Source organism: Pirellulales bacterium, assembly GCA_019636345.1.
Taxonomy (GTDB): Bacteria; Planctomycetota; Planctomycetia; order Pirellulales; family Lacipirellulaceae.
The window spans coordinates 81,790-102,409 of sequence record JAHBXQ010000003.1 but is presented as its reverse complement, the minus strand read 5'-3'; the positions used below and the strand labels follow the sequence as shown (position 1 = coordinate 102,409).

Below are 20,620 nucleotides of genomic sequence, written 5' to 3'. Positions count from 1 at the left end.
AGTTTCTCCGAAACTCGCGTTGTTTTATGCCGCAGCAAAGCCGTTACGCGGAGTCGGTGAACCGCGCGATCGTCGTCTCCCAGCGATCGGTGTTTCGCAGGATCAGTTCGACCGTCTCGCGCAGGGCCCCGCGGCCCCCCGGGACGCTCGTCACATAGTCGGCCGCGGCGATCGCTTCGGCCGCGGCGTCGGCGACGGCGATCCCCAGCCCCGCGAACCGGATCGGCAGCACGTCGGGCAGGTCGTCCCCCAGGTACGCCACCTGCTCGGCGGCGAGGCCCAGTTCCTGGCAGATTTCCTTGACGACGGGCAGTTTGTCGGCGATCCCTTGCCGCAGCGGGTCGATGTCGAGGTCCGCCGCCCGGCGCGCGACGACGTCGGTGATTCGCCCCGTGACGATCCCCACGCGTCCCCCGGCCCGCTGCCAGAGCCGCACCCCCAGCCCGTCGCGAATGTTGAACCGCAGCGCATGCACGCCCTGATCGTCGACGATCACCCCGCCGTCCGTGAGCACGCCGTCGACGTCGGTGAGAATCAAGCGGATCGAAGCGCACCGGGCGGCAAGATTCATGGCGATTGCGGAATGCGGATGACGAACCGACTCCGGCGCACACGCGCCGGAAAAAACCCTCGCCCCCGCCCCGCCGAACGCTGGCGGCTTAGCGTCCCGCCCGTCGCCTCAATCCGTCTCCGGCAACTCCGCCCCCCATTCGAACTCGTCGAGTCCGGGGAACAGCCGCACGATCGTCGGCCCGGGGTCGGTCACTTCGTCCTGAAAGCGATGGTCCTCTTGCGGGGTCTCGGGCAACATGCCCACCACGTCGGTCACGTCGATCATGCCAAGGGGTCTCCGGTCCCGGTCGACGACCGGGAGTTCGCTGAATTTACGAGTGGATAGGATCTCCAGCGCCGCGGACATCCGCTCGCCGGAGACGATGGTCGTCGGCGCGTGAATCATCACGGCCGAAATGGGGCCGTCGAGCGCCGGATCCTGCCGCCGCTCGATCAATCGCGCGAGGTCGCTGTCGGTGAACAACCCGCTGAGCCGGCCTTGGCGGTCGACCAGCATGATCGCCCCGCTGCGGCGGCCCGGGCGGGTGCAGCTCGCCAGCACCTCGCGGATGGTCCGATCCTCTTGCGACACGCGGCACTCGGCCAGGGTTCGCATGTGGTCGTCGACGGAGCTGAGCTTCAGTCCCAGGGCCCCGCCGGGATGGTAGCGGGCGAAATCCTCGGCCCGAAACCCCCGCAGCCGGCTGGTTGTCAGCGCCAGCGCGTCCCCCAGGGCAAGCATCGCCGCCGTGCTCGTGCTCGGCGCCAGGCCGAGCGAGCACGCCTCGACGAGCTTCCCCAGCGGCAGCACCAAGTCGGCCGCTCGGGCCAGCGTGCTGCCGTGATGGGATGTCATTGCGACGATCCTCGCTCCTTGAGAGCGTAAAGCGGGGAGGAGTTGCAACACCTCGCTCGTCTCGCCGCTCTGCGACAAGATCAGCACCGCGTCGTCGGCTTGGACCCGGCCCAGATCGCCGTGAAACGCCTCGGCCGGGTGGAGAAAATGGGCCCGCGTGCCGACCGACGCGAACGTGGCGGCCAGTTTCTGGGCGATGTGCCCCGCCTTGCCGATGCCGGCGACCAGCAGATTGCCGCGCAGATCGCAAAGCAGCCGCACGGCGTCGACGAACGCTCCGTCGAGCCGCAGGGCAAGCCCTTCCAGGGCGGCGGCCTCGGTTTCGACGACCTCGCGGCCGTAGGCGAGGATCTCGTCGGCGCCAACCGCCGCGAGACCGGCGGCCCGCGGCGACGCCGGCTCAAATTGCCGCATCCGCGCGGCCGCATCCCTGCTCATCGAACCGTCTTCCGTGACGTGCGTAGAGAGAGGTAACAGTGGGGAGCGGATTGTAGCGACGCCCCCGCGAGCGAGCAATGCGAGGCGCGCGGGGGATGAAACTGCGAATCTTGTTTGCCGACAGCGGACAACTCAAAGCCTCGAGCCCGCGTCGCAGCCGCGCATAAAAAAAGCTCCCGAAAAAGCACACGTCCCAGGGGGGCAAAGGACGTGCAATCTTTTCCGGGAGCGATTGGTCGCATTCACGCTTGCGAAGCGGACGCTGCAAAACCACTGCGTGATTTCAGCGTCGATTATGTCGTAGCGGCGTGCTCGCGTCCGTGCTTGCTCGACCGCTGCGAGGATTGGCAGCGGAGGAACAAGCCCCCGCCGGCAATCCGCGTGGTCGCCGAGTTGCGTAATCCGTTACGTCGGCGACGGGTGCGATTTGTAGGGGCCTGTCGAATCTGCCGCAAGAGCACTTTCAGCGAGACGAGCGAAACGTTGAAGCAGCGTTTGATTCAAAGTTCGCAAGCCGTCGTCGAGGAGCGTTGCCAAGCGGCGTTCGTCGTTTCCACGTCGGAGTCATGTCCCCCGTCGTGTGGGGCGGAGAATAGGAGGATCGCACGAGTGGGTCAACAGCACTTCGCCGATGTTCTGAAAAAGTTTTTCGACGCGCTGCGCGAAGCCCTCGCGGCGCCAAAACTCGCGCCGGCGCCGGTTCCCGCACCACGCGAAACGCTGTCGCATTCGCTGGGGGAAGCGCCTGCGACAAGACCAAAGATGTAGTGCCCGCAACCGCGCGTGCTAGCACGCGCATGACTGCGTTCTGCAGCTTCCCGTCCGGCGCTCAGCAGGCGCAATCTGGCCGCAACGCACTCTCAAAAAAGGCTCTCGGCAAGCTCAAGCGGCAATCGCTTGGCGACACCAACGCACGAGCGCGCTCAGCACGGGCGCCAATCCGGCAATGAAGTAGATCGCCACGCCAAGCCAATGGGCCATCGAGCGCGACTGCCCCCAACGGCGATCGCGCACGACGGCGGCGATCGCCATAGTCCACGCGGTGTAATGGAGGACGTAGTAGGCGCCCGTTGTGATCTTGCCCGCAAGCGGAATGGGAGGCAGATTCAGCACTTTCCAAGTGAGAAATTCCGCCGTCGTCCACAAATTCACGGCGATGGCGACGTACAACGCCCGTCGCCAGTAATCCTCCTCGACCCGCCGAACGGCATAAAGAAACAGGATCAACCCCAAGACGCCGCTAATCCCCATTGCCCAAACGAGCGCGCCCATCAACTCGTAGCGATTGCGATGGAAGCAGACCATGGCGATGATCACCGCGAAAGCGCACAGCAGGTATTGTCCCAAGAACGCCTCGCCGGGATGGCGCAGCAGCGAAAACCCGCCCTCGTCTCGCGAGTCGACGCGTCTTCGCATGACAGGCTCCAAGGAGAAAGAGACGAGGGGAGGCGAAGAAATGCCACATGCACAAACGCCAACTCGATGGCGCTACGTCGATTTCAGCGGCGGGCCCGTCAACCATGGCCTGCATGCGACATTACGGCAGCCGTCGCCGAATCTCTCGCCAGAACTGCGCCAAATCGATGCGAACTTCCGACAGCCGCGGCGACTGATACTGGTTGTCGAGACCCGTGTGGTGGACGTAGCGCCCCGAATCGAGAATGAGGAATTGAATCGTCTCGGTCCGCGGATCGATGATCCAATACTCCGGGACGCCGAACCGGGCGTAAAGCGCCAGTTTTTCGACCGTATCGCGCCGTTCATGCCCTTCGGAGAGAACTTCTATCACCAGGTCCGGGGGGCCAGAAACGCAATCGCCAATGATATGCCGTCGAGCCTGACAGATATAGATGACGTCAGGCTGCAACACGGTGTCGTCGGAGAGCACGACGTCGATCGGCGACGCCAGCGCGAGTCCGCCCCCGGCCGCTTCGAATCCCCGGGCGTTCAAATAGATTTCGCCGACGATGATCTGATGACGAGTCTTCGGCGCGGGGGACATGACCAATTCTCCGCCAAGAAGCTCGTATGGGGCGCCTTCCGGAAGCGCCCAATAGTCGGCGAGACGGTGCGCACCACGGGTCGAAATTGGAGTAAACCCCTGAACCACAGACGTATTGGATGGCGCGACGCTCATAACCGCATTCTACAGCCTCAGCGCAGCGGGCCAAAGCGAATTCGCACGCCTCATGCACCAGCGTCCGTTCGGCCCTACTCCGCAAACCGATCCTGCAGCGCGAGCACGTCCATCTCCTCGCTCTGCAGCGATTCCATCGCGAGCACAGCCGCCGAGACCGCTTCCATCGTCGTCAGGCACGGCACGCGGGCCTGCACCGCCGCGGCGCGGATAATCCCTTCGTCGGTTCGGGCGCCCTTGCCGCGGGGGGTGTTCATCACCAGCGCCACGTCGCCGTCGGCCAGAAAGTCGATCAGGTTCGGCTTCCCTTGGCTGAGCTTTTTCACGCGTCGCACCGGCAGCCCCGCGTCCTCGATGACCTTGGCCGTGCCGTCGGTCGCCAACAGGCCGAAACCCATCGCGTGAAGCTTTTGAGCATGCTCGACGACGGCCCCTTTGCCGCGATCGTTCATGCTGAGAAACACGTTGCCGGTATTGGGAAGCACGGTCCCGGCGGCCAGTTGGCTCTTGGCGAACGCCATGCTGAACCGTTCGCTCGTGCCCATCACCTCGCCGGTCGAACGCATCTCGGGCCCCAGCACGATGTCGACCCCGACGAACTTGATGAACGGAAACACGCTCTCCTTCACCGAAACGTAAGCCGGCACCGGGTCCTGGGTGCAACCCTGCTCGACCAGACTCACCCCGGCCATGACCTTGGCCGCGATCCGCGCGACTGGCATCCCCGTCGCCTTGGCCACGAACGGCGCCGTGCGACTGGCCCGCGGGTTGACTTCGATGACGTAGACCACGGGGTGGGGATCGGAGACCAGAGGTCGAAGCTCAGAACCTGCGGCAGCCGGGGCGCCCGTCTCGAGCCCCCGACCTCCGACCTCGGCGCCCTTTTCCCTCCGCTCCCACCTCACCGCGAACTGCACGTTCATCAGTCCGCGAACGTCGAGATCCTTGGCGAGGGCCACGGCCGCGGCGCGGATCTCCTGCACCACCGGGCCCGGCAAACTGTAAGGGGGAATCGCGCAGGCCGAGTCCCCCGAGTGGACCCCCGCCTCCTCGATGTGCTCCATGATCCCGGGGACGATCACGTCGGTCCCGTCGCCGATTGCGTCGACGTCGACCTCGGTGGCGCTTTCGAGGAAGCTGTCCAACAGCACCGGCTGCCCCTGGGCGACGACGAACGCCGCGGCGACGAATTGCTCGAGCTGGGCGTTGTCGTAACAGATCTCCATCGCCCGCCCTCCCAGAACGAAGCTGGGCCGCACGAGGAGCGGGTAGCCGATCCGCTCGGCGATCGCCTTCGCCTCGGCCGTGGTGCGGGCGATTCCTCCCGGCGGCTGCCGCAAGCCGAGACGCTCGATCATCGCGTGGAACTTCTCGCGATCCTCGGCCGCCTCGATCGCCTCGACGCTGGTGCCGATGATCGGCACGCCGGCGTCCTGGAGCGCTCGGGCCAGATTGAGCGGCGTTTGCCCGCCGAACTGCACGATCACGCCGTCCGGCTCGACGCGGTCGCAGATGTTCAGCACGTCCTCGACGGTCAGCGGCTCGAAGAACAGCAGGTCGCTCGTGTCATAGTCGGTGCTCACGGTCTCGGGGTTCGAGTTGACCATGACCGACTCGATCCCCAACTCGCGCAGGGCGAAGCTGGCGTGGCAGCAGCAGTAGTCGAACTCGATCCCCTGCCCGATCCGATTGGGCCCCCCGCCGAGGATCATGACGGTGCGGAGAGAAGTTTCGGGTTGCGAGGCGCGGGGCGCGAGTTGGTCGTTGCTCTCGCCTCGCGCCTCGCGCCTCGCGTCCAGCGCGGCCAGCCGCTCTTCCTTCGGCGGCACCTCGTCCTCAGTTTCGTAGGTCGAATAGTAGTACGGCGTGTACGCCTCGAACTCGGCGGCGCACGTGTCGACCGACTTGAACGCGGCAAGAATCCCCCACTCGATTCGCTTTGCGCGGACCTCCATGTCGCTCGAGCCGAGCATGACCGCGAGCTGCCGATCGGAGAAGCCGAACCGCTTGGCCGTGCGCAACAATTCGGGGGTCGTCGCCGCGAGGCTCCCCGCGGCGCGAATCTCTTCCTCCATCTCGACGATCTCGTGAAGATTGTCGAGGAACCAACGATCGATCTTCGTCAGGTCGAACGCCTCGTCGACCGTCATTCCGTCCTTGAAGGCGTAGCGCAGATAGTGAATGCGCTCGGGACAGGGGCGCGACAGCTTGGCGTCGATCTCCTCGCGCGTCGGCTGGCGGTCGGTTCCCCACAGGTCCGTGCCGTCGCTCCCGAAGCCGAAGCAGCCGATCTCCAACCCCCGCAGCGCCTTCTGGAACGACTCTTTGAACGTGCTGCCGATCGCCATCGTCTCGCCGACGCTTTTCATTTGCGTCATCAGCGTATCGTCGGCCTCGGGGAACTTCTCAAACGCGAACCGCGGCATCTTCGTCACGACGTAGTCGATCGTCGGCTCGAAGCAGGCCTTCGTTTCGCGCGTAATGTCGTTGGGCAACTCGTGCAGCCGATATCCCACGGCCAGCTTCGCGGCGATTTTGGCGATCGGAAAGCCCGTGGCCTTCGACGCCAGGGCGCTCGAGCGACTCACCCGCGGATTCATCTCGATGACGATCATTCGGCCGTTGTCGGGATTGATCGCGAATTGGATGTTCGACCCGCCGGTCTCGACGCCGATCTCGCGAATCACCGCGAGACTCGCGTCGCGCATCCGCTGGTATTCCTTGTCGGTGAGCGTTTGCGCCGGGGCCACGGTGATCGAATCGCCCGTATGGACCCCCATCGGATCGAAGTTTTCGATCGAGCAAATGATCACGACGTTGTCGTCGACGTCGCGCACCACCTCCATCTCGTACTCTTTCCAGCCGATGATCGACTCCTCGACCAGCACCTGATTGACGGGCGACAGGTCGAGCCCGCGGAGGACCATCTCGTCGAACTCGTGCCGGTTGTAGGCGATCCCCGACCCCGCCCCCCCCATCGTGAAGCTGGGGCGAATGATCGCCGGCAGACTGATCTCCTCGATCCACGCCCGCGCCTCGGCCATCGAGTTGACCGTCTTTCCCCGGCACACGTCCAAACCGATCTTGGCCATTGCCTGCTTGAATCGCTCGCGGCTCTCGGCCTTGTCGATGACGTCGGCCTTGGCGCCGATCATTTCGACGCCGTACTTGGCAAGCACGCCGTGGCGCTCGAGGTCCATCGCCACGTTGAGCCCCGTCTGCCCGCCGAGCGTGGGAAGCAGCGCGTCGGGCCGCTCCTTGGCGATCACCTTCTCGACGATCTCCCACGTGAGCGGCTCGATATAGGTCCGCTCGGCCGTGGCCGGGTCGGTCATGATCGTCGCGGGGTTGCTGTTCACCAGCACGACTTCGTACCCCTCCTCGCGCAGCGCCTTGCAGGCCTGCGTGCCGGAGTAGTCGAACTCGCACGCCTGCCCGATGACGATCGGACCGGAACCGATGAGCAGGATCTTCTTGATGTCGTCGCGACGCGGCACGGCAATTCTTAAGGGGTGAGAGGGGAGAGGTCGGAGGCGAGGGGGGAGAGTCGTGCAGGCGCCGGCAACCAACCGTCACGCGAACCGGCGTCCCCGGTCCCGGGGCGCCGAACCGCCTGCCTTCCGATCGCAATTTCAGCGAGTAAAATCGCTCCATCGTACCCCCCTTGCGCAATCGTTATCAAGGGGCGAAGAAGCTTCGAATCGCCCGCGGAGCGCTCACGGCGGCGCCCCGTTCGGCGTTGGCAGACGCCGACGTCGCCCCCATACTGATCGCGTGCTCCACCCCCGACGTGCAACACGCCCGTGGCAAGGACATCCTCCCGATGCATGTCGCCAAGCAATTCTCGTCTCAGTTCGCCGCGGCCACCCGGAGCAATGGGGAAAGCTATTTCCGCCGGGAAGCCGTTCAAATCCTCGACGCCGATCCCCTGGGCTTCACGGCCAACGTGAAGGGATCTCGCAGCCGGCCGTATCAGGTCGACTTCGATTGCTCCGATGGACAGGACGGGGTGAACGCCTCGTGCACTTGCCCCCATTACAGGGAAGGCTCGTTCTGCAAACACATTTGGGCGACGCTGCTGACGCTGGAACGAGAAGGCTGGGAGACCGGGGAGTTCCGCATACGCGGCGGCTTGCTTCACGACTTTGACGACGACGATGTTGAGGACGCATTCGATTCCGCGTTGGAATTCGCCCGGTCTCAGGGCGACTCGCGAACGAAGTCGGCAAGACGTCCCGCGAAAGCCGCCTCGTCCCGTTCGTGGGACGTGCAACTCGCTTCGTTTCCGGTCCCCGCATCGCTCGCTCCGGTGCAGGGCGATCGCGCCTTGTCCAAACCGCGCCAAGCCCTGTTCGTACTCGACGTCGGGCAGTCGCACACGGCCGGGGCGTTGGTCGTCCATCTCTATCAGCAAGATCGAAAAAAGAACAGCCAGTGGAGCAAGCCGAGGCAGCTCAAGGCCGGCCGCCGCCCTGATCCGGCATTCTCCCCCGAGGACCAGCGACTGCTCGCGCTGGCGCTCGGCAACTACGCCGGAACGTCCTACGGCTACGGCTCCTATTCGATTCCGCTCCACGCCCTCCTCAACGACGCCGCGTCGCAAATTGAAATCATTCCTGCGTTGCACGAGGTGCTGCTCCCCGAGTTGTGCGCGACTGGTCGTTTCGGCTGGGTCTTGAGCGACGCGTCCCAGGCCGATCCGCCGCGTCCGTTGGCATGGGAGCCCGGCCCGGCGTGGCAGTTCCGGCTGGTCGTCGACGACCGGCCGAAGAAAAAACAATGGCTCGTCCGGGGCGAGTTCATCCGCGACGAGGAGACCCGCACGATCGACGACCCTGTGCTTCTGCTCTCGTCGGGAATCGTCGTCTGGCCGGACACGCTGGCCCGCCTGCAGGAAGGCTGCGACTGGCGCTGGCTGACCATGCTCCGCAAGATCGGCCCGGTCGAAGTCCCGTACAAGGATCGTGAGTCGCTAATCGGCAATCTCTGGGGCTACGGCGCCGCCGCGACGGCGCTGCTGCCGCCCAATCTTCAGGTCCCCTGCGAGGAGCTTGCCCCTCGACCCGTGCTGCGCATCGTGGAACCCGATTCCGACAGTCGCCGCAACCCCCGCAAAGACGACAGTCGCTTGTTCGCCGACGTTGCGTTTCAATACGGCGACAACGTACTGGCCCTCGACGACCCGACCAGCGTTCTGCTCGGCGAGAACGCCGAGTCGGTGCATCTCCGCGATCGCCGCAGCGAGGTCCAAGCCCTGACGCGACTCGACGATTGGGGATTCGGCCTCGCCCCGAAGAATTACTACCCGGGCCCCCCCGCGCCGTTTGCGTTCCCCAGGAAGCATTTCAGTTCGCTCGTCCAGACTCTCGCCGGCGAAGGCTGGCACATCGAGGCCCAAGGCGTGCGAATCCGCCAAGCCGGCCAGTTCAAGCTGTCGGTCGCCAGCGGCGTCGACTGGTTCGACGTCGACGCCCGGGTCGACTTCGACGGCGTCTCCGCGACGCTCCCCGCGCTGTTGGCGGCGGCGCGAAATCAGGATCGCTTCGTCCGGCTCGACGACGGCACGCACGGGCTGTTGCCGGAAGAGTGGCTGAAGCGGTTCGCCCCGCTGGCCGAGCTGGCGCAGATCGAGGGCGACCAACTGCGGTTCCGAGCCTCGCAGGCCCTCATCCTCGATACGCTGCTGGAAGAGCGGGCCGGGGAAATCGAGCTGGCCCTCGACGCGCAGTTCCGCAAAGTTCGCGACCGGTTGGCGACCTTCCGCGGCATCGCGCCGGCCGTCGCCCCGCGCGGCTTTCAGGGAGAGCTGCGCCCGTACCAGCAAGAAGGGATCGGGTGGCTCAAGTTCCTGGCCGACTTCGGGCTGGGGGGCTGCTTGGCCGACGATATGGGGCTCGGCAAAACGATCCAACTGCTCGCCCATCTCCAAGCCCGCAAAACCTCGCCCGCGGCGAACAAGAACAAGCTCCCCGCGCTGGTCGTGGCGCCCAAGACCCTGGTGTTCAACTGGCTGCTCGAGGCCAAACGCTTCACCCCCCGGCTCAAAACGCTCGCCTACGTCGGCAAAGAACGACGCGACGCGACCGAAACGCTCGCCGACGTCGACCTGGTGGTGACGACCTACGGCACGCTGCGACGCGACATCGAGGATCTCCAACGCCAGCCGTTCGACTATGTCGTGCTCGACGAGGCCCAGGCGATCAAAAACGACTCCTCGATCACGGCCAAGTCGGTTCGCCTGCTGCGGGCCAATCATCGGCTGGCGCTCACCGGCACCCCCGTCGAAAATCACTTGGGCGAGTTGTGGTCGTTGTTCGAGTTCCTCAACCCCGGCATGCTGGGGCGCGCGGGCGCGTTCAAAGACTTGGCCCGTCGGCAAGCCGACACGGCCGACGCCCTCGAACCGCTGCGGCGCGGGCTCGCCCCGTTTATCCTCCGCCGCACCAAGCAACAGGTGCTCAAGGACCTGCCCGAGAAGACCGAACAGACCCTCTATTGCGACCTGCTCCCCGCCGACCGCAAACGGTACGACGAACTGCGAGACTACTACCGCGGCGCACTCTTGAACCGGATCGAAGACAAGGGTCTCAACCAGTCCAAGATGCAGGTCCTCGAAGCCCTGCTTCGTCTGCGACAAACGGCGTGCCACGCCGGGCTCGTCGACAAGAAGCTCGTCGCCAAGCCGAGCGCCAAGCTCGACGCCCTTCACGAACAACTCGCCGAGATCGCCGACGAAGGACACAAGGCGCTCGTCTTCTCGCAGTTCACCAGCTTGTTGGCGATCGTCCGCCAGCGACTCGACGCCGACGGGACTCCCTACGAATACCTCGACGGTCGCACGCGCAATCGGCAAGAACGGGTCGATCGATTCCAGAACGACCCCGCGTGCCCGTTGTTTCTCATCAGCCTCAAGGCTGGCGGCTGCGGGCTCAATCTCACGGCTGCAGACTACGTGTTCCTGCTCGACCCGTGGTGGAACCCGGCGGTCGAGGCCCAGGCGATCGATCGGGCTCATCGTATCGGTCAGCAGCGGCCCGTCTTCGCCTATCGGCTGATCGCCCGCGACACGGTCGAGGAAAAGATCCTGCAACTCCAGGAACACAAACGCGAATTGGCTGACGCAATCGTGTCGGGCGACAAGAGCCTGCTGTCCGCCCTCACCGCCGACGACCTGCGCCTGCTGCTCAGCTAGCGGCGATCGATTCGAGGCCCCCCCGAGCCGGGAAGCGTCAGCTCCCGGAGCGCGCGACAACGTTGACTCCGGGAGCTGACGCTTCCCGGCTCGAGAGCGGATCCTTTTTCGCCGCGACGTCGGGTATCATGGCGGGCCTGCCGCGGGGGACTCCCCGGCTGCGGGCTACTCGCTCTCCTGTCATCGTCATGTCCGATTTCGGCCTCCAGCTTTGTCGTTGGCGTCGCGGCGCGGGGCTGGGGTTGCGCACGTTTGCGACCTTGATCGATCAGCGCACCTCGGTCGTCAGCGCAATCGAGAACGGCCAGCGGGGGCCGTGGCGCGATCCGGCGATCCTGGCCCGCGTGGCCCGAGCGCTCGGCGTGCCGTGCGACGCCCCAGAGTACGAGCAACTGCTCGACGCGGCCGACGACGAGCGCCGTTCCAAGGCCCGAGCCGGTCGTCGTCGCGACGCTGACGCGAGCGGTCCGGCGCTCGCGCACGACGACGCCCTGTTGTGGTGGAACTCTGCGGCCGAAGCGCCGCTCGAGGAAGGGGACGTCGACGACTTGCGGCGGTTCCTCGGCGTCGCCGCCGACGCCAAGATGGGCGAAGGGGAGTGCGCCCGGGACGAGACTCACGAGGCGCTCGACCCGCTGCCGCTCACCGAATTGTCGATCGAGTGGCGCGCCCGTCGCACGCTCGGTCGTCGCGGGCACGCTGCGGGGGTCGAGCCGGTCGACGTCGAGGCGGCGCTCGAAGACTTCGGCTGGCAGATCATCGTCGTGCCGGGGCTCTTGCCGCGGTTCAGCGTCGGGGCGTGTGCGGTGCGCCGCGCGGGAGGCGGGCTCGCCCTGGTCGTCGACCGCATCCCGGCCGACGTCCGCCCGGCGGCGCAGTACCGCTTGCTCTTGGCCGCCACCGTCGCCCCCGCGGCGCTTGCCGACACTCTGATCGAGGCCGCCGAGCTTGCACGAGCCGAGGGCTCGCGACGCCCCTGCGAGCAGTTCGCCCTGGCGATGCTGCTCCCCAGTCGGGCGGTCAGCGCCGCGGCCGAGCAAGCGTATCGCGACCTCGTCGCGGCGCGGGGCGTCTCCGCGTTGGAACTCGCCTTGCGCGAGATCCGCAATCGGCTGGCAACCCAACTGGCGGCGCCCGCCGAGTTGGTCGAGCGCCGGCTGAACGCTTGGCCGTGCCGAGTGTTCGACCGCGTACGCCTGGCGATCGAGGCCGAGGAGCCGACCCTCCCGCCGCTCGACTGGCTCCCCGAGTGGCGCCCGACGCGGCAGCAGCGGCTGTTCACCTAACGCTGCGAGCTCCTGGATCAGCGCGGAACCTGCTCGATCTGCTTACTTCTTGTTCTTGCTGCAGCTCGCCAGCCAACGGCCAAGGCCGTCTTCCGGCGGCGGAGCGGCTTCGATGACCTTGGCAAGCTCGTCGGCCGACATGCCCCGGTCGAGCAGCTCGCGTTTGAGATCGACCTCGATCCGCCGGCGATGGGCTGAGTTCCACATCGCCGCGGCGACGCACCCCAGGGTGATCAGCACCCCGGTGGCGCACCCCAGGGCGACGATCGTCAGGACGAACCGCTGCGAAGCGTCAATGTCGGTGAACCAACCCCCGACCGCGGCGGCGTCGTACGCCTCCTGGGCCAAGAGCAGCGACTGCGTGATCATGGTCGACTTAGCTCCCGTGACGAGGCTGCGGGGCGAATTCGTCGGTCGCCGTGGATTCGCGCAGCGAGTGGCTGCGGACCTGCACCAGCCGTTCGATCTCGTCGATCGACAAACCCCGTTCGATCATCTCGCGCTTGAACTGCAGGTCGAGGTAGTGACCCAACCCGCGACGAATCTGGGCGACCGCCGCGGAGATCACCTGCGCGCCCATCACCACGGCCACGATCAGCACGACCATGGTGAACGGGGACGGCAGGGCGAAAATGGAATCCATGGTTCGGCCCTCCCGGAGCCGTGGGTTGTTCGCCTGGGGGCGAAGTCGCTGCTGGCATTGTATTCGCTTCTGCGCGGGGAATCTTTGGCGAACGGAGCGTGGCTGGGTCCCCTCTTTGTCGCGACCCCATCCACGCCGGCCGGGCGAGGTTGCGGGCTGCCTATTTCTTAAGCGTCTCCTGCCCGCTGCTCATTGACCCCCAGCCGTAAGCTGTTTACCGTAAAGGGGTTGCCGATTTCTGCACATTTGCCCACAGGCGCAAGAGCGAGCGTGTCCAAGAAACCATGGGGCGGCGTGTTCGATGGGGATTCGGACCCCGCCGCCGTAAAACTCGTCGAGAAGTTCACCGAGAGCGTGAGCTTTGACGCCCGGCTGTACGCCCAGGACGTCGCCGGCTCGATCGCCCACGCCCAGATGCTCGCGTCGGTCGGGGTCCTGTCAGCCGACGAGGTCGAGCAGATCGTCGCCGGCCTGACCGCGATCCACGACGACATCGAAGCCGGCGCCTTCGTCTTCCGCCAGGAGCTGGAAGACGTCCACATGAACATCGAGCGGGCGCTCGTCGAGCGGATCGGCGACGTCGGCCGCAAGCTCCACACCGGCCGCAGCCGCAACGATCAGGTCTCGACCGACTTCCGGCTTTGGATCCGCGAGGCGATCGACCGGACTGACCGCCTGCTGGCCAACCTGCAACGAGCGTTCGTCGGGCGATGCGAGCACGACGCCGGGGTCATTCTGCCGGGCTACACCCATCTGCAACGGGCCCAGCCGGTGCTGGCCAACCACTACTGGCTCGCCTACGCGGAGAAGTTCGAGCGGGACCGCCAGCGATTGGCCGACTGCCGCCGCCGCGTGAACCTGCTCCCCCTGGGAACCGCCGCCCTGGCCGGCACCACCGTGCCGATCGACCGCCGGCAAGTGGCCGAGGCCCTGGGCTTCGAGGGACTTGTGGCCAACAGCATCGACAGTTCCAGCGACCGCGACTTCGCGATCGAGTTCGCCTTCGTCCTGACGCTGGTCGCCGAGCACCTCAGCACCCTGGCTGAAGAATGGATCCTGTGGTCGACCGTCGAGTTCCGGTTCCTGCGGCTTCCGCAGGCGTTTTGCACCGGCTCGTCGATCATGCCGCAGAAAATCAACCCCGACGTACTCGAGCTGATCCGGGGCAAGACGGCCCGGGTGGTGGGCAATCTGCAGGCCCTCTTGGTGCTGGTCAAGGGCCTTCCCTTGGCCTACAACCGCGACCTGCAAGAAGACAAGCAGCGGGTGTTCGATTCGGCCGACACGGTCGAGGCGTGCTTGACGCTGGCTGCCGCGGTGGCGGCCGGGGCCGAGCTGAACCGCGAGGCGATCGCCGACCGGCTCGAACTGGGGTACCTCGACGCCACGACGCTCATGGAGCTGCTCATCGCCCGCGACGTGCCGCAACGGACCGCCCACGAGATCATCGGCAAGCTGGTCGGAATCGCGATGAAGCGGGGCGTGCCGCTGGCCGAATTGCCGGCTGAGGAGTTCGCCGCGGCTCACCCGGCGCTCGACGCGAGCGTGACGGACGTGCTGGGCTGCGAACGGGCGATCGCCGCGTTCGTGAGCGAAGGCTCGACGGCCCCGAAGCTCGTCGCCGAGCAGGTCGCCGCCTGGCGGCAACGCTTGGAATTGGATTGACGCGGCCGAGAGGGCGGGCGGCGGCGGAGCAGTTTCTGGGGGCGGTGATGATAAAACTCAAGATTCGAATTCCGAAATTCGACGCACCAAAACGAATTTGCGACAGGGGTCGCTGCGTCGTGAATTTCGTGCTTCTTTCCCTCGCGATCGTCTTGGCCGCGACCCCAGCCGCTCGCGCCCAAACCCCTCCCGCGTCGCCGTCGCTCGCTGAAATGGCCGACGCGAGCCCGGCCGTGGCGGCGGCATTGGACCTCGATCGCTCGACCGCCGCGGGCAAGCTGCGGGCCGTGATCACGCTGCTCGATCTGGGAGCCCCGGCCGCGGCGGCCCAGGTGCTGCCCGAACTGCTCCAGGAGAATCTGGACGCCGACGCCCGGGCGGAGCTGGTCCGCGAGTTCGGCCTCGCCCCGTTTCTGAAGTTGATCCGGCTTGATCGCCCGGGAGACTCCGCGTTCGCCGGGGCGCGGAATTTCGCCCAGGGATGCCTCGACGATGCAGCCGAACAGGCGCGCGACCCGCGACGGATCGCCGAACTCGTCACGGAACTCAAATCAAACGACCAAGCGACCCGCAGCGCTGCGATGATCGACCTCCGCGGCCGGGGCGAGGCGGCAATCGCCGCCTTGCTGACGACGCTCGCAGAGACCGAGGACGAGTCGATCCGACGCTCGATCCTGCAGACCCTGGGCGAAATGCGCCCGGCGCTCGATGGCCCGTTGGTCGCCGGGCTGGCCGAGGGGAGCGGGCAATTCCAACGCGATCTGGCGGATCTGGCCGTGCAACTGAACGTCAGCGAGGCCGCGTTGTGGCTGGCCGCGCTCAGCGCTGCGGAACCGCCGACCGCGGCCGGCGCCGCCGTGCGGGCAATGATCGCTCGTCGCGGGCTCGCCCCGTCAACCCCCGCCGAGGTGGCCGCGGCCGTGCGTCGCCGGCTTGCCGAGCTCCACGCCGGCGCACCGCTCGCGTCGCTCGACGCCGAGGGACGAACGACTTGGTGGTCGTGGAACCGCCAGACCAAGCAGCTCGCCAGCCGGCAGGCTTCGGCCGACGAGCTCAAAGTGCTCGCCGGGGCGCGGCTGCTCGAGGCCGCGGAGGCAGCCGAGGCGCTCGATCCCGAACTGAAGCGACAGCTCGCCAGTTGCCGACTCGAACGGGCCGCACTGCTCGGCGAGAAGCCGCCCGCGGCAACGCTGCGGGCGATCGAACGCCTGTCGACGGCCGAGGCCAGCGAGCTGTTGGCCGAGGCGGTCCACCGCGAACACTACGCCGCGGCGATTCAGATCGCGGCCGAACTCGGACGGCGGAAAGATTTCGCGGCGCTGGTGACTGCCGACGGACGGCCGAGTCCCCTGGCCGCGGCGGCCGCCAGTCCGCGGCGGGCGCTGCGATATGCGGCGCTCGAAGCGATCATGGCGATCAACCCTCCCGCTTCTTTTGCCGGGGCCAGCTACGTGAGCGAGGCGCTGTGGCAATTCGCCGCGGGAGGCGGGCGACCGGCGGCGATCGTCGCCTCGTCAAGGCTGGGACTCGCCACAATCTGGGCCGGGCAACTCCGCGGGGCCGGATACGACGCCGAACCGCTGCAGACGGGACTCGACGCGGTGCGGCTGGCGATCGAACCGCGTTTCGCGGGCCGCTTAGCCTTGGTCGTGTTCGACAGCGACCTCGGCTCCCCGGGCGTGGGCGAGCTGATGTATCAACTTCGCACCCATCCGTCGGCGCGGCACGTGCCGGTCGCGGTGCTGTCGAGCATTTACCGACTCGCCGATGCCGAACGGTGGGCTGCTGCCGACGGGCGCGCCCTGGCGATCCTGCGCCCCGTGGATGCGGCGGGGATGAAGGCGATCGCCGACGAGGCGAGCGAAATGGCCGAGCCGCTTCCCCCCGAGGAGCAGCGAGAAGCCCAGGCGGCCCAGGCCCTGAAGTGGCTCGCCGAGCGGCTGGCCGCCGGCGTTCCCTACGGCGAATTGGCTCGCGAGGCGAAGATCGCCGAACGGCTGCTGTTGACGACCGACCTGACCGCCCCGGCGCTCTTGGTGTTGGAACGGATCGGCACGCGCGATTCGCAGGCAGCTCTTGTCGAGGCGGCCAGCAACGCCGCGTTGCCGAGCGCCGCCCGCACCGCGGCGGTCGACGCCCTGGCGAAGAACCTCGCGGCTCACCCGCTCCAATTGAACCGCGCCCAGGTCCTGCTGCAGTACGACCGCTACAACGCCAGCGAAACAGCCGAGCCCGAGACGCAGGAAATTCTCGGCCGCATCCTGGATTTGATCGAACGCAAGTAGCGAGCAGTCGCCAAGGTTGAACCCTGACTCGAGCCGCGCGGCGTAAGCCCGCGGAGTTGACCGCCAAGCGCCGGGAGCGAGGACGCCCCGGCTCGCGGAACGATCCCGCCCCGCCCTTTCCGATTTCGTTGCGTCCTATGGCCCTCGCCCCGTTGCCTGCCGTCGATGCAGACGCCCCGCTGCCGGGGATCATCGGCGGCGGCGAGGCGATGAAGCAGGTCTACCGCATCACCCGGCAAGTCGCCCGCTCCAGCGCCTCGGTGTTGCTGTTGGGCGAAACGGGAACCGGCAAGGAGCTGATCGCCCACGCGATCCACGCTCACAGCCGGCGCCGCGATCGCCCCTTCGTCCGCGTCAACTGCGGGGCCCTCAGCGAGAGCTTGCTCGAAAGCGAGCTGTTCGGCCACGTGCGGGGCGCCTTCACCGGGGCCATCGACAACCGCACCGGACGGTTCGAGGCGGCCCACCAGGGGACGATCTTTCTCGACGAGATCAACTCGACCACGCTGCACCTGCAAGTGAAGCTCTTGCGAGTGCTCCAAGAGCGAGAGTTCGAACGGGTCGGCGACACGAAGACCGTGCGAGTCGACACCCGGGTCATCGCCGCCAGCAACCGCGACTTGCTCGATCTGGCCGCCGACGGCCAATTTCGCGAGGACTTGTTCTACCGGCTCAACGTCGTGCCGATCTATCTGCCGCCGCTGCGGCAACGGACCGAAGACATCCCGCTGTTGGTGAGCTACTTCCTGAACTTCTACAATGAGAAGAACGACCGCTACGTGACCCACATCGATCCCAAGGCCCTCGAGGCGATGCAGCGGTACGCCTGGCCGGGGAACGTGCGCGAGCTGCAGAACTACGTCGAGCGGGCGGTCGTCATGGCCGCGGGGGACGAGCTGACATGCGACCTGCTGCCCGAGGCGGTGATCAGCGGAAAGCAGCCCCGCAGCGTCGGCCCGCGGGTGATGAATCTCGCCGAATTGACCGAGGAATTGGTCAGTCGCGGGCTGGCCGACGCCCCTGACGCGGCCGAGGACGTCCACGCCCAGATCGTCGACCGGGTCGAGCGGGAGGTCATCGCCCAAGTGATGGCGGCGTGCGACAATGTGCAGATCAAGGCCGCCGCACGGTTAGGGATCAACCGCAACACGCTTCACAAGAAACTGAAACAGTACGGACTGGACGGAGAGGACGGCGTCTAGCGGCCCTTGGAACACCGGGACTTGCTCGCGGACCGTCGTCGGTCGTCGCCAGCAAGACCCGTTTCGCCCACGCGGCTGCCGGCTCTTGCGACCCCATCTCTCCGCAACGAAGCCGAACGCTTCGCCATCATGACATCCGGCGTCAACATGCTTTGCTTCTCGGCCAGTTACGCGGTCGCGCTGGCGATCGAGGGGGCCGGGGCGTGGCGCGTCGTGCCAGGGCGCCGAGTCGGGTTGCTGTTGGCGACCGCCGCCGGGTGGGTCGCTCATACCTGGTACCTGGGCCAGCGGGTCGCCGACGCGCCGGTCCGACCCCTTGCCAGCCCCCACGACTGGTATCTCGCCGCCGCGTGGCTGCTGGCCGGCATCACGCTGGCCGCGGGGTTTTACTATCCTCAGCGATCGCTCGCCCTGTTCCTGCTCCCCGCCACGCTGAGCTTGATCGGCGCCTCGCTCGTCGCCGACGCCGAGCCGCTCGCCTCGTTCGCGGCGTCCCGTTTCTGGGGCCGCACCCACGGGGTGCTTCTCATGCTGGGAAGCGTCGCCGTGCTGTTGGGATTTATCGCCGGGCTGATGTACCTGCTGCAAAGTTGGCGGCTCAAGCGGAAGGCCCACCCCTTGGGCGAACTGCGGCTCCCCAGCCTCGAATGGCTCGAGCGGGTCAACAACCGCATGCTCGGCGCCGCAGCGGTGCTCGTGGGCCTGGGGTTCTTCACCGGGGTGGTCGCCCGCTGGTCGCAGCCCGACGCGCGCCGGGGCGTTCCCTGGACCGACCCGGTCGTGATGAGCCTGCTGGCGATGCTCGCCTGGCTGATCGTCGCCGAAGGGTTTCGCCAGCTCTACCCCGCCGCACGAGGCCGGAAGGTCGCCTACCTGACGGTCGCCGCATTCGCCTTTCTGTTGTTCACGCTGGCCACGTTTACCGTGGGCGGCGACGCGCTGCACGGCAAACCGGCGTCCAAGAAGAACCCCCCCCTCCCCTCGGCGAATCTGCGACCGGCAGGGTCAGCCTTCACGCAACGGCCACGGCGCGAGTTTGCCGCCAACTCGATTGAGCGCTGCGGAGGTTGCGCATGAACCTCCGTATGGTCGGCTGCACCCATCGCGTCAGCGGGCTTGAGATTCGCGAGCGGCTTGCGTTCAACGCCAGCCAAGCGGGCGAGGCCCTCGACCGGTGGCAGGAGGAGCTCCCCGACACCGAACTGGTGCTCGTCTCGACCTGCAACCGGGTCGAGCTGTATGCTGCGACGACCGAAAAACGGGCCGCCGAGGCGAGCGAGCGGTTGGCCCGCGCCCTATTGGGCTACCATGGCCTGACCCCCGCGAGCGTCAACGGGCAACTCGTGTCGCTGGCCAATCGCGAGGTCGTCGACCACCTGTTCCGAGTCGCGGCCAGTCTCGACAGCATGGTCGTCGGCGAGCCGCAGATCTTGGCCCAGGTGAAAGACGCCTACCAGACGGCCCACGAACTGGGGACCGCCGGCCCGGTGCTTCACGACTTGTTCCAGTCGGCGCTCCACGCGGCCCGGCGGGTCCATAACGAAACGGGGCTCCATCGCCACCGGGTCAGCATTCCCAGCGTGGCGATCGCCGACTTCGCCAGCCGCGTGTTCGAACAATTCGACGACAAGCGGGTCCTGGTGCTCGGCGCCGGCGACATGGCCGAGGAGACCCTCCGCTACCTCCGCGACGCGGGAGCCCGGCATATCCACGTCGTCAATCGCAACCCCGAGCGCGGCCGCCTGCTGGCCGAGGCGTGGGAGGGGGAGTACCACGATTGGCCCGACCGGTGGGAGCAGCTCATCGCGGCCGATCTGGCGATCGGGGCCACCTCGGCGGAGGAACCGGTCGTCACGGTCGAAGACTACGACCGCTACGTCGCCCGCGGACGGCGGCAACGCCCGCTGTTCATGCTCGATCTGGCCGTGCCGCGAAACTTCGCCCCGGAGGTGGGAGATGCATTGGCGGTCTATCTCTACTCGCTCGACGACCTGCAGGCCGCTTGCGAGCAAAACCGTCAGGCCCGGGCCCAAGAACTGCCCGCGGCGGAGAAGATCGTGCGGCTCGAAGCGAACCGCTATCTGGCCGCGGCCCATCACCGCGTCGCGGCGCCGGTGATCTCCGGCTTGCGTCGCGGGATGGAGGGACCCAAGCAGGCCGAACTGAAGCGGCTGTTCGGCAAGCTGCCGCAACTCGACGAAGCCCAGCGAACCGAGATCGAGCAGTTCGCCGATCGGCTCGTCAACAAGCTGCTCCACCCGCCGCTCGAAAGCCTTCGCGACGCCTCGCAGGAAGGCCCGCCGCTGGGGCTCTTGGAAGCGCTCCGGCGGCTGTTCCGCATCGAGGACTGAGCGGCAAGCTTCT

14 protein-coding genes are annotated in these 20,620 nt (G+C 66.8%); 7 read left to right on the top strand and 7 right to left on the bottom strand.

Annotation, left to right across the window (positions count from 1 at the left end; translation table 11 throughout):
* Positions 1 to 43: 43 nt before the first annotated feature.
* From KF688_08225 to carB, 5 genes are all read right to left on the bottom strand, one after another.
* A complete protein-coding gene (locus KF688_08225; protein ID MBX3425650.1) occupies positions 44 to 571 on the bottom strand; it encodes an HAD hydrolase family protein in 528 nt (175 codons plus the stop codon).
* 108 nt (positions 572 to 679) lie between these two features.
* On the bottom strand, positions 680 to 1,822 hold the full coding sequence (locus tag KF688_08220; protein ID MBX3425649.1) for a KpsF/GutQ family sugar-phosphate isomerase: 1,143 nt from the start codon (positions 1,820 to 1,822) through the stop codon (positions 680 to 682).
* 906 nt (positions 1,823 to 2,728) lie between these two features.
* On the bottom strand, positions 2,729 to 3,262 hold the full coding sequence (locus KF688_08215) for a hypothetical protein (GenBank protein ID MBX3425648.1): 534 nt from the start codon (positions 3,260 to 3,262) through the stop codon (positions 2,729 to 2,731).
* 121 nt (positions 3,263 to 3,383) lie between these two features.
* Complete coding sequence (locus tag KF688_08210) at positions 3,384 to 3,983, bottom strand: Uma2 family endonuclease (protein ID MBX3425647.1); 600 nt, start codon at positions 3,981 to 3,983, stop codon at positions 3,384 to 3,386.
* A 74-nt stretch (positions 3,984 to 4,057) separates the two neighbouring features.
* Complete coding sequence (carB, locus tag KF688_08205; GenBank protein ID MBX3425646.1) at positions 4,058 to 7,480, bottom strand: carbamoyl-phosphate synthase large subunit; 3,423 nt, start codon at positions 7,478 to 7,480, stop codon at positions 4,058 to 4,060.
* A gap of 167 nt (positions 7,481 to 7,647) precedes the next feature.
* On the opposite strand from carB, the gene KF688_08200 reads away from it, so the two are divergent.
* On the top strand, positions 7,648 to 11,175 hold the full coding sequence (locus KF688_08200) for an SNF2 helicase associated domain-containing protein (protein MBX3425645.1): 3,528 nt from the start codon (positions 7,648 to 7,650) through the stop codon (positions 11,173 to 11,175).
* Positions 11,176 to 11,363: 188 nt separating this feature from the next.
* Positions 11,364 to 12,461: a helix-turn-helix transcriptional regulator gene (locus KF688_08195; protein MBX3425644.1), complete on the top strand. Its 1,098-nt coding sequence runs from the start codon at positions 11,364 to 11,366 to the stop codon at positions 12,459 to 12,461.
* Between the two features lie 42 nt (positions 12,462 to 12,503).
* On the opposite strand, the gene KF688_08190 is transcribed toward KF688_08195, so the two are convergent.
* Positions 12,504 to 12,830, bottom strand: a complete 327-nt coding sequence (locus tag KF688_08190; GenBank protein ID MBX3425643.1) for a hypothetical protein — start codon at positions 12,828 to 12,830, stop codon at positions 12,504 to 12,506.
* A gap of 7 nt (positions 12,831 to 12,837) precedes the next feature.
* Positions 12,838 to 13,104, bottom strand: a complete 267-nt coding sequence (locus KF688_08185) for a hypothetical protein (protein ID MBX3425642.1) — start codon at positions 13,102 to 13,104, stop codon at positions 12,838 to 12,840.
* Positions 13,105 to 13,398: 294 nt separating this feature from the next.
* Here KF688_08185 and argH point away from each other — a divergent pair, with 294 nt between their 5' ends.
* The 5 genes from argH to hemA all read left to right on the top strand — a co-directional run bounded on the left by argH (position 13,399) and on the right by hemA (position 20,607).
* Positions 13,399 to 14,769: an argininosuccinate lyase gene (gene argH, locus KF688_08180; GenBank protein ID MBX3425641.1), complete on the top strand. Its 1,371-nt coding sequence runs from the start codon at positions 13,399 to 13,401 to the stop codon at positions 14,767 to 14,769.
* A 119-nt stretch (positions 14,770 to 14,888) separates the two neighbouring features.
* Positions 14,889 to 17,054, top strand: a complete 2,166-nt coding sequence (locus KF688_08175) for a hypothetical protein (GenBank protein MBX3425640.1) — start codon at positions 14,889 to 14,891, stop codon at positions 17,052 to 17,054.
* Positions 17,055 to 17,191: 137 nt separating this feature from the next.
* Positions 17,192 to 18,256 carry a sigma-54-dependent Fis family transcriptional regulator gene (locus KF688_08170; protein MBX3425639.1) on the top strand — a complete coding sequence of 355 codons (1,065 nt, stop codon included), beginning with the start codon at positions 17,192 to 17,194 and terminating at the stop codon, positions 18,254 to 18,256.
* Between the two features lie 129 nt (positions 18,257 to 18,385).
* Complete coding sequence (locus tag KF688_08165; protein ID MBX3425638.1) at positions 18,386 to 19,333, top strand: hypothetical protein; 948 nt, start codon at positions 18,386 to 18,388, stop codon at positions 19,331 to 19,333.
* Positions 19,330 to 20,607 carry a glutamyl-tRNA reductase gene (hemA, locus tag KF688_08160; protein ID MBX3425637.1) on the top strand — a complete coding sequence of 426 codons (1,278 nt, stop codon included), beginning with the start codon at positions 19,330 to 19,332 and terminating at the stop codon, positions 20,605 to 20,607. Before KF688_08165 ends, hemA begins: the two co-directional genes overlap by 4 nt.
* The last annotated feature ends 13 nt before the right edge of the window (positions 20,608 to 20,620 follow it).